This is a genomic window from Spirochaetota bacterium, assembly GCA_026415295.1.
In the GTDB taxonomy this organism is placed as follows: Bacteria; Spirochaetota; JAAYUW01; order JAAYUW01; family JAOAHJ01; genus JAOAHJ01.
Genome location: JAOAHJ010000028.1, coordinates 101,872 through 117,115, shown reverse-complemented (window position 1 = coordinate 117,115; position 15,244 = coordinate 101,872). Strand labels below are relative to the sequence as shown.

General features: G+C 22.4%; 16 protein-coding genes. 11 read left to right on the top strand and 5 right to left on the bottom strand.

Annotated elements, in window-relative coordinates:
- Positions 1-277 precede the first annotated feature (277 nt).
- On the top strand, positions 278-1,120 hold the full coding sequence (locus N3A58_07225; protein MCX8059189.1) for a hypothetical protein: 843 nt from the start codon (positions 278-280) through the stop codon (positions 1,118-1,120).
- A gap of 30 nt (positions 1,121-1,150) precedes the next feature.
- Positions 1,151-3,472, top strand: coding sequence for a glutamine synthetase III (locus tag N3A58_07220; GenBank protein ID MCX8059188.1), 2,322 nt, complete (start codon positions 1,151-1,153; stop codon positions 3,470-3,472).
- 134 nt (positions 3,473-3,606) lie between these two features.
- On the opposite strand, the gene N3A58_07215 is transcribed toward N3A58_07220, so the two are convergent.
- The 3 genes from N3A58_07215 to N3A58_07205 are packed head-to-tail and all read right to left on the bottom strand — an operon-like array spanning position 3,607 to position 5,759.
- Positions 3,607-3,849 (bottom strand): DUF2905 domain-containing protein, encoded by a 243-nt coding sequence (locus N3A58_07215; GenBank protein ID MCX8059187.1) that lies wholly within the window; start codon positions 3,847-3,849, stop codon positions 3,607-3,609.
- A gap of 43 nt (positions 3,850-3,892) precedes the next feature.
- On the bottom strand, positions 3,893-4,915 hold the full coding sequence (locus tag N3A58_07210; protein ID MCX8059186.1) for an ATP-dependent 6-phosphofructokinase: 1,023 nt from the start codon (positions 4,913-4,915) through the stop codon (positions 3,893-3,895).
- A 16-nt stretch (positions 4,916-4,931) separates the two neighbouring features.
- Positions 4,932-5,759, bottom strand: a complete 828-nt coding sequence (locus tag N3A58_07205) for an SDR family oxidoreductase (protein MCX8059185.1) — start codon at positions 5,757-5,759, stop codon at positions 4,932-4,934.
- A 238-nt stretch (positions 5,760-5,997) separates the two neighbouring features.
- Between N3A58_07205 and N3A58_07200 the strand changes: the two genes are divergently transcribed.
- Complete coding sequence (locus N3A58_07200; protein ID MCX8059184.1) at positions 5,998-7,044, top strand: phospho-N-acetylmuramoyl-pentapeptide-transferase; 1,047 nt, start codon at positions 5,998-6,000, stop codon at positions 7,042-7,044.
- An 82-nt stretch (positions 7,045-7,126) separates the two neighbouring features.
- A complete protein-coding gene (locus tag N3A58_07195; protein MCX8059183.1) occupies positions 7,127-7,693 on the top strand; it encodes a DUF4007 family protein in 567 nt (188 codons plus the stop codon).
- 49 nt (positions 7,694-7,742) lie between these two features.
- On the opposite strand, the gene N3A58_07190 is transcribed toward N3A58_07195, so the two are convergent.
- Positions 7,743-8,123, bottom strand: coding sequence for a rod-binding protein (locus N3A58_07190; protein ID MCX8059182.1), 381 nt, complete (start codon positions 8,121-8,123; stop codon positions 7,743-7,745).
- 262 nt (positions 8,124-8,385) lie between these two features.
- Here N3A58_07190 and N3A58_07185 point away from each other — a divergent pair, with 262 nt between their 5' ends.
- From N3A58_07185 to N3A58_07155, 7 genes are all read left to right on the top strand, one after another.
- Positions 8,386-8,811 carry a GNAT family N-acetyltransferase gene (locus N3A58_07185; GenBank protein MCX8059181.1) on the top strand — a complete coding sequence of 142 codons (426 nt, stop codon included), beginning with the start codon at positions 8,386-8,388 and terminating at the stop codon, positions 8,809-8,811.
- Positions 8,812-8,841: 30 nt separating this feature from the next.
- Positions 8,842-9,861, top strand: a complete 1,020-nt coding sequence (locus tag N3A58_07180) for a phosphatidylglycerol lysyltransferase domain-containing protein (protein ID MCX8059180.1) — start codon at positions 8,842-8,844, stop codon at positions 9,859-9,861.
- 114 nt (positions 9,862-9,975) lie between these two features.
- Positions 9,976-10,623, top strand: a complete 648-nt coding sequence (locus tag N3A58_07175; GenBank protein ID MCX8059179.1) for a hypothetical protein — start codon at positions 9,976-9,978, stop codon at positions 10,621-10,623.
- A gap of 146 nt (positions 10,624-10,769) precedes the next feature.
- Positions 10,770-12,185 carry an MFS transporter gene (locus N3A58_07170; GenBank protein ID MCX8059178.1) on the top strand — a complete coding sequence of 472 codons (1,416 nt, stop codon included), beginning with the start codon at positions 10,770-10,772 and terminating at the stop codon, positions 12,183-12,185.
- A gap of 49 nt (positions 12,186-12,234) precedes the next feature.
- Positions 12,235-13,383, top strand: a complete 1,149-nt coding sequence (locus N3A58_07165) for a hypothetical protein (protein ID MCX8059177.1) — start codon at positions 12,235-12,237, stop codon at positions 13,381-13,383.
- Positions 13,384-13,539: 156 nt separating this feature from the next.
- Positions 13,540-13,962, top strand: a complete 423-nt coding sequence (gene flgB / locus N3A58_07160; GenBank protein MCX8059176.1) for a flagellar basal body rod protein FlgB — start codon at positions 13,540-13,542, stop codon at positions 13,960-13,962.
- Between the two features lie 71 nt (positions 13,963-14,033).
- On the top strand, positions 14,034-14,903 hold the full coding sequence (locus tag N3A58_07155; protein ID MCX8059175.1) for an Hsp33 family molecular chaperone HslO: 870 nt from the start codon (positions 14,034-14,036) through the stop codon (positions 14,901-14,903).
- A gap of 18 nt (positions 14,904-14,921) precedes the next feature.
- Here the strand turns inward: N3A58_07155 and N3A58_07150 are convergent, their stop codons facing one another.
- Complete coding sequence (locus N3A58_07150; GenBank protein ID MCX8059174.1) at positions 14,922-15,230, bottom strand: hypothetical protein; 309 nt, start codon at positions 15,228-15,230, stop codon at positions 14,922-14,924.
- Between the last annotated feature and the right edge of the window lie 14 nt (positions 15,231-15,244).

Genomic DNA, 15,244 nt, shown 5'->3' with positions numbered 1-15,244 from the left:
ATAAAAAATGGTTTTAAAATATATAATAAAGATTTTATTTTTTTTAAAGAATTAAACATATAAGATTACTAAAATAATATCAAAATTTATAATTATTTAAATTTTTATTTTAATTTTAAAGATATGATTTTATATTTATATAAAATTAATAGCATAAAAAATAATTATTTATAGAGTTAATTAAATGAGAGTTTTAATAAAATTATTTTTTTTTATTTTTTTCTATTTTATATTTTTTATAATTTTTAATATTTTATCCTTTTCTAATTATAATTATTTGAGTGATGTTTTAAAAAATCTATTTTTTGCTTATAAAACTATTGATAAAAATGAGAATTTCTTCTATTTTTATATTTCAAATATAAATAATAATGAAATTGAAATTTATAAAGTAAGTTATATTAAAGAAAGTAATAAAGAAATAAGTAAAACAGTGATGGATTTAAATAAATGGCTTATAAAAAAGCATAAATCTAAGATATATTTTTACAGCAAAGAAAAAAAAGCTTTTTATAAAGAACCTTATGAATATTCATATGAATATATATCAGACAAAAATTATTTGTTACTAAAATATAAAGATAGTAAGAATATAGAAAAGGAAGAGAAAATTTATTTGCCAAAAAATAAAATTCTTTTATTTCCTTTTAGCGGTGATTTTTTATTTTTTTCAATTTTTTTTGATTTTAATAATCCAAATTATCTAAAAAATAATGAAAAATTATCCTTTCTTTTTTTTAATAGGTTTTTAGATGTGAATTTAAAAAAGAATAATATAAATAATTTTGATGAATCAAAATATTTTGATAAAAATAATTTTTTAAATTCCTTAATTAAAAATAATATTTTTTGTGCCAAAATAGATTTTAATGAATTAAGTTTTTATTTTATGGGAATTGCCAAGTTATATATTGAAAAGATGGATTTATACTTATTTTCTCTTGATAAAATAACTATTAACAAAAAAGATACCATTTTTACTTTAAATAATTTCAAATTTTTAGGAGGGTACTATTTTAAAATAAATAATGAAGAGGTAAGATATATTCTTACTGAGTTAAAACAACTTGAAGAAAATCTTTTTTTTGATTTAATAACTAAAATTGAAAATTTTAATTAGTGTTACTAATAGTACTTTTAAGGAGTATCTATGAAAAATAGAAATTTTGATAATGAATATTTTATTCAGAAAAAAGATGATTTTGTAATTAATGAGGGGAAAGATAGATTATTCAAAATTAACGATAATAAAGGATACAATATAATAGATATATACCAGTATAATGTATTTAATGATGAAAAAATGAGAAAATTTTTACCATATAATGCATATAAAAGATTTAAAGAAATAATTAAAAAGGGTGAAAAAGTTGATGAAATATTAGCTGATGAAATTGCACACGGAGTTAAAGAATGGGCAATAAGTAGAGGTGTTACCCATTTTGCACATTGGTTTCAACCAATGACAGGTTTAACTGCTGAAAAACATGAAAGTTTCTTAAATATAGAAAGAGATGGTACACCTATTAACAGATTTTCTGGAAAAAATCTTATAAAAAGTGAGCCTGATGCTTCAAGCTTTCCATCTGGAGGAATAAGATCAACTTTTGAAGCTAGAGGTTATACTATATGGGATACATCCTCTCCAATGTTTATTATGGAAAATGAAAAAGGTGGAACACTTTGTATACCTTCGATTTTTTTATCTTATAACGGAGATTCTCTTGATAAGAAAACACCTCTTTTAAGATCCATGGAGAGTTTATCAAAGTCAGCGTGTAAAATTCTTAATTATTTTAATGAAAATCCATCAAGGGTGTATCCAGTTGTTGGTATTGAGCAAGAATATTTTTTAGTAGACAAAGATTTTTATTACAATAGAGAGGATCTTGTTTTTACGGGAAGGACACTTTTTGGTAAAAATCCTCCTAAAGGACAACAATTGGAAGATCACTATTTTGGAAGCATTAAGGAAAGAATTCTAAATTTTATGCAAGAAGTTGAATTTGAACTTTATAAATTAGGCATACCTGCAAAAACAAGACACAATGAGGTTTCACCAGCTCAATTTGAAATTGCTCCAATTTTTGAAGATGTTAATATTGCAAGTGATCATAATCAATTAATAATGGAGATTTTGAAAAAAATAGCAATTAGGAATAATTTAATTGTTTTACTTCATGAGAAGCCTTTTAAAGGTTTAAATGGTTCTGGAAAACATAATAACTGGTCTCTTTCAGACAATAAAGGAAATAATCTTTTTGATCCAGGAGAAACACCTCATCAAAATTTGAAGTTTTTATTATTTCTGACATCAGTTATTGTTGCTGTTTATAGATATAATGATTTATTGAGGGCATCAATATCAACTGCATCAAATGATTATAGACTTGGAGGAAATGAAGCTCCACCTTCTATAATTTCTATTTTTCTTGGTCAGAAATTATCTTCTATAGTAGAATGTTTGGTTTATAGCAAAAGATTTGATTTTACTTCAAAAGATATTATAGATCTTGGGATTTCTAAGATACCTATAATAAGTAAGGATAATACAGATAGAAATAGAACTTCCCCTTTTGCATTTACTGGAAATAAATTTGAATTTAGAGCTGTTGGTTCCAGTCAATCAGTAGCAACTCCAAATTTTATATTAAATGCTGCAGTTTCAAAAGTTTTAGAAGAGTTTGGTCAAAAGATAGAAAGTAAATTAGGCAAAAAAGATATAGATTTTACTAAACATATAGGAAACGGAAATGAATTTCTTATTGAAAAAGAAAATATAAAATTTAATGAAACAATAATGGAAATAATAATAGAAGGCTTAAGAGAGTCTAAGGATATTTTATTTGAAGGAGATAATTATTCTCCAGAATGGAAGGAGGAAGCTAAAAGAAGAAAGCTTTTTGTTGTAGATAATACACCAGATGCACTAAAAGCTTTTTTATATCCCAAAAATAAAGATCTCCTGATTAAAACAAATGTTTTAACAGAAAGAGAGATAGATGCAAGGTATAATATTAAAATGGAGAGGTTTATTAAAAGTGTTGAATTAGAAGCTGAAACAATGATCCATATGATAAAGACTAAAATACTTCCTGTTTCTTTTAAATATCAAAAAGATCTATTTGATGTAATTGATAAACTTCAAAAATTAGAAGATTTTAGTTTGATATTAAAATTAAAAGAAGGGGATAAATCTGTTAATAATAAAATAAACTATGAGATACAATTTAATTATTTTTTAGAATATAAAAATTTGGTTGATAATTTATTATATTCTCTAGAAGAATTAGAAAAAGAAATGGATTTATTAAAAACTAAAGAAAATTTAGAAGAAAAAGCTTCAATTTGCAATTCAAAAATAAGAAATATGATGGATAATTTAAGAAATATTGTTGATAAATTAGAGGAAAGAACTGAAAAAGATAGATGGCCTATTCCTACTTATTATGATCTTTTATATATAAATTAAAAATTGACTATATTTTTTTATTTAAGTTAAAATTGATTTGTTTTTTTATAATTTAATTTTTTAATTAAAATAAAATTTTTCAGTAATTACTAGAATGATAAAAATATTAACTTTATTAAGAAGAGAAAAGCAATTTATTTTTTAATTATTATTTTTATAAAAAAAAATATCAATGATAGAAGAATACTAATAATTATAGATGTTGTTAGAGGGAAGTAAAATATAAAATTTTTTCCTTTTATTTTGATATCTCCTGGAAGATTTCCTATTTTTTTTAAAAATGGTATTTTAATGTTTTCTATTAATATTAATATAGTTCCAATAATAAAAAAAATAATACCTGTGAAAAATAAAACTTTTCCTATTTCTTTTAACATAAAAATTCCTCAAATAATATTCTAATTTTATTAAAAGTATATCTTAATTATTTACCATTTTATATGCAAGGTCTATATAGTAATCAGAAACATGTTTAATTTTATTATTTAAAACATCAAGGGGAGAATAACTAAGTTCATTATCTTTTATAGTAACATAAACACCACAAATATTATTTTGGATTAAATTATATATTTTTTCTGCGAACCTTGAAGCTAAAATTATATCAAAAATATCAGGATTTCCTCCTCTTTGAATATAAGAAAGAATAACTGCTTTTGGTTTCTCTTTTAAATATGCTTCAAGTTTTTCAGCAATTACCATAACTATTCCGGATCTATCAATAGTTGGATAAATTAAATTTGGATCAACTTTTTTAGAAATATTTTCAATTTGAACTCCTTCAGCTATTAAAACGATATTATCATTAGAGCCGTTTTTTCTTCTATTAATAAAGACCTCTGCTATTTTTTCTAAAGATGCTTCTCTTTCAGGTATAAAAAAACCCTCTACTTTAACTGATAGAGCTGAAAAAACAGTTAGCCAACCACTATCTTTGCCCATAATTTCTACAAGAATATCTCTTTCATGAGATTCATTTGTTGATCTAATTATTTCAATTGAGTTTACAATGTTTCTTATTGCTGAAAAAAAACCTAAAGTATAATCAGTTTCAGGTATATCATTATCGATGGTCTGAGGAACTCCAAAAATATTAAGACCTTTTTTGTGAAGTTCTTTTGCGATCCTTAAAGTATCAAAGTCACCACATATAATTATAAAATCAAAATTATTATTTCTGTAGTTGTTGATAATTTTTTGTATATCTTCTGGATCATTTAGAGGGTTATATTTTGAAGTTTTAAGAATTGTTCCCCCAAAATTTGTAATATTTTCAACATTAACTCTTGTTAACTTTTTTATTTCGTTATTTATTAAACCAGTGTATCCTTTATAAATACCATATAATTCAATATTATTTTTTTCCAGAATATAATATAGAGCTCTAATAAAAGCGTTTATACCAGGAGAATCTCCACCTGAAGTTAAAATGCCTATTTTCATAATCTTTCCTTATTAATTATTTTTTATTGTTTATTTTGTAAAATATTTTAAGAATAAATTTAAAAAGATCAAAACCCAATAATTTATAAAGTATACATGCCAATTTTTGAGATGGTTTTGCAATTATATAACTATTCTTAATTGTTTTTTTATTTATTAATTTAGCTATAAATTTAGCTATTTTGTAAGGGTCCATTCCATTTTTTTCTTCTTTTTCAATTATTTCTTTTGTTTTTTCAAATTGATCTTGATAATAAATATCAACAGAAGGATTATTTGGAAACATTCTATTTTTAATAACATTGGTTTTAGTATCACCTGGATTTATTATTGTAACTTTGATACCAAAGTTTTCAACTTCTAAAGATAAAGCTTGAGTTAATCCGTATAAGGCAAATTTGGTTGATGAATATAATCCTTGAAATGGTAATCCAAATATACTTCCTATAGAACCTATATTAATAATTAAACCTTTACCTTCTTTTCTCATATAAGGCAATATTTCTTTTATTAAATTTATTTGACCTAATATATTTGTTTTAAAAATTAATTCTATTTCTTCTGGACTTGCTGATTCTATTGGACCACCAAGCATTAATCCAGCATTGTTAACAAGAACATCAATTTTACCTTCTTTCATAATAACTTCTTCAATACATGTTTTAATTGTTTCATTATTGGTAACATCTAATTTTAAAAGTTTATAGTTTTCTTTATTAATGGTAGCTTTAACTTTTCTTGATGTCCCATATACTTTATGCCCTTTTTTGCTCAAGTATACAGCACAAGCTTCGCCTATTCCTGAAGACGCACCAGTTATTAATATAACTTTAGAATTTTTCATAATTTCTCCATAATAAAAAATTATATAAATTAATTTATTGAAAATTGTTTGATTTTTATTTTAAATTTAATAGTTTATTTATTTTTTTTTGGTATTATACTTCTCTTGATATATATTTTATTTATTTATAAAATAATTCAACTTAAAAATTATATAAAAATTATTTAGTTAGTATTAAATTTTATAAACTCTATTAAAATATTATAAATTTGAAATATTAAAAAAGGAAAGATTAAATATGTTAAGGTATATTGAAAATTTAAAACAATATTTTGGACCTTTTAGATTGTTTGGTTCAAATTCTTTTATTTCAATGCTTGGATTTTATCTTTCTTTTTTTCTCTCTTTTATATTGCTACCAAAATTTTCAAAAAAATTGCCATATGATAGGGGAAGAAATTTTGCTTTGCAAAGTGAAAAAGCTAAAGGTAAACCTACTGGCGCTGGAGTAATTTTTATTACTATATTTATTTTTGTTTCTTTTTTAGTAATCCCCTTTGACTTAGAGATATATTTAATTCTTATTTTAACATTTTTAACAATGTTATTTGGTTTCTTAGATGATAAGAGTGAGATTCCATGGAATGAATATAAAAAAGGGTTAATTGATTTGATTTTAGCTTTTTTGGCAACATTTATTATTTCTTATTTTGAAAATTCTTATATATGGATTCCTTTTTACAATGGAATGATTTATTTACCAAAATGGTTATTTAATATACTTGGGACATTTTTAATATGGATATCTATAAATACTACCAATTGTTCAGATGGAGTTGATGGCTTATCAGGAATGTTAGTTCTAGTATCTTTAATAACATTAGGTTTTCTTATGTATTTTATTTTAGGACATAAAGATATATCGAAATACCTTCTTTTACCACACATAAAAGATGGAGCTATATGGGGAATACTTTCATTTGTTTTAACTGGAGCTTTAATTGCATATATATGGTATAATGCTTTTCCATCAATAATTTTAATGGGTGATGCAGGTTCCAGAGCTTTAGGATTTTTTATCGGGGTTTTAATTATAAAAATTGGTAATCCCTTCATATATTTTATAGTTTCTACAGTCCTCTTAATAAATGGAGGAACTGGACTTGTAAAAGTTGCTTTTATTAGGTTTCTTAGAATAAGAATATTCAAAAATACTAGGTTTCCATTACATGACCATTTTAGAGAGACTAGAAACTGGTCAAATACTCAGGTAATGGTTAAATTTCTAATTTTACAATTATTAATAACACTTGGACTTTTAGGAATATTCCTAAAGATAAGATAAAATATTTTTGATTAAAAAATTTAAATTAATAAATAAATGAAGTTTTATTTTAACAAAAACAATATGTATAAAATAAATTTTTATGAAAGATGTTTTAAAATTAAAAGAAATATATAGATATGAAAAAAAGACTGATACTTATAATATTGATATTTCCCTTGATCAATATTCAGATATTTTTAATGAATGGGACTTTGCTCCTTTTACAAAAAGGGATATTGATCCAGATCTTATAGAATTTATAGAAGAGTGTGCTTTGGAAATTCCTTTGAAATCGAAGATATCAATTAATTTTTATATACCTGAAAAGTTAAAAGATGAAGATATTGAAGAAAAATTAAAAAGAATTATTAAAAATAATTTAAAATTTGGTTATAGAAGAATTTATAATGAAAAAAGAAGGTTGATAAAAAGCACTTCTATTTATGCAATAACTGGAGTTATATTCTTATTACTCTCATCATTTGTTGAAGATCTTATTAAAATAAGTATGATAAAAAATATTATAGCTAATGGTATTATGATAGGTGCTTGGGTTCTAATATGGGATATTTTTTCTACTATTTTCTTTAAACTAAAGGAATTAAACTTTAAAATAAAGGTTTATGAAAAATTAATTTATTCATCAATAAATTTTTATGATTATTGAAATAGGTCGTAAATAATTAATTTTAGATAATAATAGATTATTAATAAAATTATTTTAAATTTGATAGATTTTGGATTATTGATTTGTAAATAATTTCTGATAGCGAATTTAGACCATTTCTAGATAACTTTTTTGAATATTCATCAAAAAGCATGTCTTTCCATAAATCTTCTCTAAATCCACCATAAAGAATATCATTTTCAGGATTTAAAGATTTTTTAAGCTCATCCAACATCATTTTAATAAAAAGAGAAGCAAAATCTGATGATATTTCTTTTAATTTTGTTAAGTCATATTTACTATTTTTTTCAATATCTGTAGAATATAATTCTGCTTTTAGTTTGTCTACTTTGTTTTTTATAGTTTGATTTTTTTCTATATTATAATATTCTTTAGGATTGTAAATATTAATGTATGAAAAATCAGACATATTTATCCCTTTTTAATTTATTTTATTATCGAAAAAATACAAATAAATTGATGATAAAAAAATAAATTTAATTATGAAATATCATTATATTTAATATATTTAATTATTTAATTTATTTTACATTTAAAAATTATTGATTAATATTAAAAAGGTTAAACAAATTTGTTAAGTTAATCTAACTATTTAAAAATTTATTATAAAATAATATTGCAGATTAATCTAAAATATAAAGATATTTAATAGTTTTAGTGAGGGTCTAAGTATGGAAGATCTGAAAATAAAGATAATAAGAAAAATAGAAAAAGAAAAGATAATTGAATTATATAAAGATGCAGGATGGTGGGATAAAAATGATGAAAAAGACAGTAGTTTAATTAAAAAAATTATTAAAGGCAGTTACATTTTTGTAGGTGCTTTTTTAAATAATAGGCTTGTTGGTATTGGAAGAGTTTTATCTGATGGGGTATCTGATGCTTATATACAGGATGTTGTAGTATCAAAAGATTATAGAAAACAGGGAATTGGATCTAAAATTGTTGAATTTATTTTGATATATCTTAAAAGTAAAAAAATAAATTGGATAGCTCTAATAGGTGAACCAGGTACAGAAAATTTTTATAAAAAATTAGGTTTTGAAAAGATGGAGAAATATGTCCCATATAAATATTCGCAAATTAAATATTTATAAAAAAATGATATTAAAGATTGATAATATTTTATGAATATTAATAAATATGAAAGGATTTCAATGGGAAAAAGTAATATAGAAGATTTTGAGTTTGAAAATATTTGTAGTAAACTAAAAAACTTTGAATATGATATTTCAGGTTTTAATGAAATAAATATAGAGTATAAATCTATTTTTAATTACTATTTTTATAAATACAATCATAATCTATGTGATTTTAACTTTAATAATCTTTTTTTCTGGAAAGATCTTTATAAGTATAAATGGTTTATTTACAAAGATAGATTGATAATTTTAAATAGCCTTACCAATTTTATCCTTGAACCTATTGGAGATTTCTTTTCATTTAGTGAACTTTTAGATTTCATCGGATTTTGTGCTGATAAGAATATTCCTCAAAATTTAATTTTTTATTCGGAATTTTATCTTAAATTTAAAGATAAATTTGGAAGTTTAGGATACATTATTGAAGAAGATAGAGATTCTGCAAATTATATATATTTATCAGAAAATTTAGCTAATTTAGCTGGGAGGAAATTTCATTCAAAAAAAAATCTTGTAAATCAATTTTTAAGAAAATATCCATCTTACAAATTTTATAATTTTGTTAGTGAAGAAATTGATTGTGATGTTTTTAATAAATGCTTTGAATTAGCTAAAAGATGGTATAATAAGAAAAATCAAAAAAATAGTGAAGATAAAATTGATGAAATAGTTAAATATGAACTTGGGATTTTAGAAAAGATATGTAAATTCTTCAAAGAACTTTATTTGTATCTTTTTATTATTGAAGTAGACCAGAAAATTATTGCTTTTTCAGTTGCAAGTGTACAGAATAAAAATATGATTACAGTTCATTTCGAAAAGTTTGATTCAGATTATATAGGGGCTTCACAAATGATAAATTATCTTGTTTCTAATTATTTTAAGAGTAAATATAAATACATTAATAGAGAAGATGATATGGGTATTGAATCACTCAGAAATTCAAAACTTTCATATAATCCAGACATTTTGATTATACCATTTAAATTTTATAAAGTTAAATAAATTATTTATAAATGTTTAATAAAAATAAAAACTTTTGCTTTATTTTCTGGGATTTATTTTTTTAAGTATAAAAGGAGATAAAAAATTTATTAAAATTATTGTAGAGGTGGATAAATGATTGCAATTAATTATATTGAAATCTTTGGCTATATTGCTTCTTTAATAATAGCAATTTCTTTATTAATGACTTCAATATATAAATTACGAATTTTTAATTTAGCAGGAAGTTTTATTTTTTCTTTATATGGAATATTTATTAATTCAATACCAGTTTTTCTTTTAAATTTATTTATATGTTTTATAAATTTATACTTTTTAATTAATATTTTTAAAAGAAAAGAGTACTTTAGTTTATATGAAGTTGAAGTGAATTATGATTATCTTCAAAAATTTATTAATTTTTATATAGAAGATATTAAAAAATATTATAAAAATTTTAATTTAAATAAAATAAAAGAAGAATCTTTAACTGAGAAATACTATTTTTATTTTATTTTAAGAGATCTTTTGCCTGCGGGTTTATTTATTTTAAAAAAATTATCTGATCAAGAATATTTTATAGTTCTAGATTATGTAATAAAACAATATAGAGATTTTAAGATTGCTAAATTTATTTTTTTTGAAAAAAGTGATTTATTAAAAAGTAAAGGAATTAATAAATTAGTAACAAAAACATCAAGCAAAAATCATAAAAATTATTTGAAAAGTATTGGTTTTAAGGAAGTAAATAAGGTTGAAGGTAAATTTATTAAAGAAATTTAAGTATAATATTTTTAAGTTAAAGAAATAGAAAATTTTAATAATTGATAATTATATTTAAAATATTTTAAATTTAGAAGTTGAACAAATATTGATTTATGTTAATATTTGTTAAGAAAATTGATTATTAATTAATATGGAGGATTTAAATGTCCGACAAAAAAGTTTTACAACTTCCTTTATGGAAAAAAATAATTTATGCCATTGGACAATTTGGATGGTCTTTAGCTTCATTTACTGTTGGAAATACTCTCTTATATTTTTATCTTCCACCAACTAACCAAAATACTGGGAAACCTATATTTCCAATATTTATTTCTATGCCTATTATTATAAGTTCAGTTGGTTTTGTAAGTAGATTATTTGATGCTATTACAGATCCTTTAATAGCATCATGGTCTGATAGAACTAAAAGTAAAATAGGTAGAAGAATGTTATTTTTGTTGATAGGTGGATTACCATTTGCAATTTTATCTATCCTTGTTTTTATGCCACCTGTTAATGGTGTTAGTGTTTTAAATATTATCTGGTTATATATTACAATTATTTTGTTTTATTTATTTATGACAATGTATGTTACTCCATTTTTTGCTTTAATGAGTGAACTTGGGCATTCTTCAAAGGAGAGATTACAACTTTCTACTATGATTTCTATTACTTGGGCTTTAGGTTATATGCTTGGTAATCAAATTTATCTATTTTCAGGTATATTTGAAAAGATGGGATTTTCTCCAGTTAAAGCATTTCAAACTGTTAACATTATTTTTGCCATTATAGGATTTATTGCTATGTACCTTCCTGTTATATTCATAAATGAAAATAAATATGTAGAGGAACATGTTTCACAAGAAGGAACTTTTGAAGCACTAATTTCAGCTTTTAAAAATAAAGGTTTTTTATATTTTACTCTTTCTGATTTAACATATTGGCTATCTTTAACTTTTATATCTACAGGATTTAGTTACTATGTAGTTGTATTGATGAACCTTCCAAAAGAAATGACAACTACATTTATGACTGTAATGTTTATTTTGTCTTTTGTTTTTTATTTTTTTATTCCAGGGATTGCAAACAGGATAGGTAAAAAAAATCTTTTAATTGTAGGATTTTTAATATTTGGTTTTGTGTTTTTACTTACTATTGGCCTTGGAAAATATCCTATTCCAAATCATATTCAAGGTTGGATAGTTATGTTTTTTGCAAGTTTACCTTTAGCAATTTTTGGAATTATCCCAAACTCTATAGTTGCTGATATTGCAGAAGCTGATGGTTATGAAAAAGGTAATTTTAAAGCTGCTATCTTTTTTGGAGCTAGAACTTTTATGAGTAAATTAGGTCAATCTATAACTTTACTTCTTTTTCCAATGATAGCTACATTAAAAATTGGTCAAATAAAGGCAATTGATATAGATAGTGGGGCAAAATTAACAACTGTTGGAGGAGTAAGACTTACAGCAGTATTTGCAGTTGTATTTTGTATAATTGGATTGTTACTTTTATTGAAATATGATGAAAAGAAAGTAAATAAAATATTAAAAGAACACGGTGAAAAAGATAATGTTTAACAAGATAATTTTTCGACTGAAATAAATGAAATTTTTTTATTATAAATAAGTGAAAGTTTTTTTATTTTTTTTTATTTTTTTAATTTTATCAATACTATTATTTTTCTCTTTTATTTCCCTTTATTTTGTTAAGAAATTAATTAGAGATAAAAAGTATAGTGTAAAATATACTATTATTGATGGATTAAAAAAAGGAGAATTTAATAATTATTTATTGGATTTAAAGAAGATTCATTTTTATTATAAATCAGATTTTGGTTATAAAATATATGGCCAAATATTTCCTGGTAACTTAGATAGAGTAGTTTTTTTTGTTCATGGGGTAACATGGACTCTCTATGGGATGTATAAATATTTATTACCTTTTTTAGAAAATAATTGGACATGTGTCTTAATTGATCTTAAAGGTCATGGGAAAAGCGGAGGTTATTTCCCAACATATGGTTTCTATGAGAAAAATGATTTAGCTAAGCTTATAAATTATATTATAGATAAAATAAATAGTTTTAACTTTTCTAAAAAAGAAGAAAAAACTAGTTTTAATAAATTTAAAAGTAAAATAAATCAATTTAAACCATTAAACTCTATTAAAAAAATTCAAAAAGAGCAAAAATATTTTGATAAGTTGGGAATATTTTTTGAAAAAGATTTATTTATAGTTGATCTATTTGATAGCGAGTTAGTAAATGAAGTAATTATGAAATATTTTAATTGTGAAAATATCTCTAATAAAACTTGCTTTGGTATCTTTGGAGAGTCTATGGGAGCTGCTATAGCAGCTCAATCTCTAAAATATTTAAAATATAAACCATCTTTTGTAATTTTAGATTCAATTTTTAGTTCACTTAGAGAATTATCTTTTTACAGTATTAAGAAAGTATTAAAATTTAAATTTATATCTCTCATAATTTTATTAATTTCTAAATTTATTGTTAAGATATTTGCTAGATTTAATATTGATAGCATAAATCCAGAAAATGATCTAATTAATTCTGATGTGCCTGTTTTATTAATTCATTCAAAATATGATGAACTTATACCATTATTTATGCCTTTCAAAATTTATAGAAAAAGAAATAAAAAAAATAAAATAACTTTTTTAGAAGTATTTGAATGTAATCAACATGCAAGATCTATTTACTCTGATGAAAACAGATATTGGGATTCAATTTTTGAATTTATTTCTAAGTTTTATTAAAAGTTTTTATAAATAATTATAATTATTTCAATTTATTAATTTAAAGAATTGATTTTTTAAAGAAAAAATATATTGAGTAATCTAAAATTCTATCGATTTATATAAAGAAGAGTAAATATAAACAATAAATTAGTCTAATAAATATAGGGAAAAAATATGGAATTAAACAATAAAGGATATTCATATAGAATAATTCAAATGTCAAAAATGTATCTATCTGCTTTAAATAAAAGATTAAATGTAATAGCTGATAACATTGCAAATGTGGATACCCCTGGATTTAAGAGATCAGAAATAACTTTTGAAGCACAACTAAAAAGGGCAATAGAGAGGGAAAATTATCAAGGATTTCAAGCAAAAGTATCAAGACAAAGGCATATACCATTTGTCATACCAATAAAATGGGAGGAGGTTCAGGCTAAGAGAGTAGTTGACTATTCAACAACTATGAGAAATGATGGCAATAATGTTGATATAGAAAAAGAGATGACAGATTTATCTAAAAATAATTTAGTTTTTCAAACTGTAATGGAGTTATTAAAAAATAATTATAATCTAATTAACTTATCACTAAAATAAAAAATTAAGATATTTTGAAATTTATATCACAAGTTTTTACAAGATATTTATAAAGAAATTTAATATTTATTATGGATAAAAAAATTATTTTTGTTGATAATTATAAAAATGCAAGAATATACGCATTAACTTTTAGAAATACTCTAAATGAAATAATAAAAATTCATAACTTATCTGCACCTTTAAGCTTTATTGTTGGAAAAATTGCAATGTTGTCAAATATATTTTCAACTTTATTATTAAAAAATCAAGAGGACCAACTTTTAATTGATGTAGAGTTGAATAAAGATAATTTTACTAAAATTTTTATTACTAAAAGTGGAATTTTTAAGATTATGGTGAAAGATCCATCTCAAAGTGGAAAACTTGAAGATTTATTTAATGATCATGGGATCATTAAATTTTTAAGAAGACTTAAAGGCTATAAGGATGACCTTGAAACTATTATTAAAAAAAATTCTTCTGTTATTGAACAAAATTTTGCAAACTATTTCTATGATACGGGGGATTCAAATATTTTAATAAAATCTGATATAAAATATAATTTTAATGATAATAATTTTGATATTGCTGAAGCAGGGGCAATTGTTGTTATCCCTTATCCACATGTGCACTCAAATTATTTAAATTTTCTATATTTTTTAAGTAATGATAAAATAAATATACTTGATTCTATTAATAATGATCCAGCAAAGATAATAAAAAACTTTTTTGGTAATATAGAAGGGAATATTTTAAATGAAGAAAATATTTTTCTTAAGTGTGATTGTTCATATGAATTTGCTTTAAATATAATTAAATTATTGAAAAAAGAAGAGCTAGTTTTATATATGGAAAAAAAAGAAAATCCTATCATTAAATGCTTATTTTGTAATAGAGAGTATTCAGTAAAGTTTGAAGATTTAATAAAAATTGCCAATGAGAAGAAAAATAAAACTTAGAAAAAGATAACTTATAAATTATATAACTGTAAATGATTCATGCTTAATTCCTTTTGCACCTTTCCTTACCCATATTTTATAAAGAGAGTAACTATTTCCATCTTTATTTACAATAGTATCAATTTCTTCAAACTTTATTATATCTTTTATATCAAATTCAAAAAATGTGTTCATATCGGAAAAAAATAGATTAGATATGAAAATTTTATCTTGTATGGTAGGATTTTTAAAAGGAGTACCAATAAAACATACAGAATTTACAGTGGCTTCATTAACATCATATGCTTTGAGGTCCTTGAATTTAATACTTTCAAGGAGATTTTCCATAATTTAATACCTCC

What these genes read in the sequence shown, in the direction of transcription:
- N3A58_07200 (MCX8059184.1), top strand. Translation starts at nt 5,998, where the DNA reads ATGTTAAGGTATATTGAAAATTTAAAACAATATTTTGGACCTTTTAGA.
- N3A58_07205 (MCX8059185.1), bottom strand. Translation starts at nt 5,759, where the DNA reads ATGAAAAATTCTAAAGTTATATTAATAACTGGTGCGTCTTCAGGAATA.
- N3A58_07180 (MCX8059180.1), top strand. Translation starts at nt 8,842, where the DNA reads ATGAATATTAATAAATATGAAAGGATTTCAATGGGAAAAAGTAATATA.
- N3A58_07195 (MCX8059183.1), top strand. Translation starts at nt 7,127, where the DNA reads ATGAAAGATGTTTTAAAATTAAAAGAAATATATAGATATGAAAAAAAG.
- N3A58_07215 (MCX8059187.1), bottom strand. Translation starts at nt 3,849, where the DNA reads ATGTTAAAAGAAATAGGAAAAGTTTTATTTTTCACAGGTATTATTTTT.
- N3A58_07220 (MCX8059188.1), top strand. Translation starts at nt 1,151, where the DNA reads ATGAAAAATAGAAATTTTGATAATGAATATTTTATTCAGAAAAAAGAT.
- N3A58_07150 (MCX8059174.1), bottom strand. Translation starts at nt 15,230, where the DNA reads ATGGAAAATCTCCTTGAAAGTATTAAATTCAAGGACCTCAAAGCATAT.
- N3A58_07175 (MCX8059179.1), top strand. Translation starts at nt 9,976, where the DNA reads ATGATTGCAATTAATTATATTGAAATCTTTGGCTATATTGCTTCTTTA.
- flgB (MCX8059176.1), top strand. Translation starts at nt 13,540, where the DNA reads ATGGAATTAAACAATAAAGGATATTCATATAGAATAATTCAAATGTCA.
- N3A58_07185 (MCX8059181.1), top strand. Translation starts at nt 8,386, where the DNA reads ATGGAAGATCTGAAAATAAAGATAATAAGAAAAATAGAAAAAGAAAAG.
- N3A58_07170 (MCX8059178.1), top strand. Translation starts at nt 10,770, where the DNA reads ATGTCCGACAAAAAAGTTTTACAACTTCCTTTATGGAAAAAAATAATT.
- N3A58_07155 (MCX8059175.1), top strand. Translation starts at nt 14,034, where the DNA reads ATGGATAAAAAAATTATTTTTGTTGATAATTATAAAAATGCAAGAATA.
- N3A58_07210 (MCX8059186.1), bottom strand. Translation starts at nt 4,915, where the DNA reads ATGAAAATAGGCATTTTAACTTCAGGTGGAGATTCTCCTGGTATAAAC.
- N3A58_07190 (MCX8059182.1), bottom strand. Translation starts at nt 8,123, where the DNA reads ATGTCTGATTTTTCATACATTAATATTTACAATCCTAAAGAATATTAT.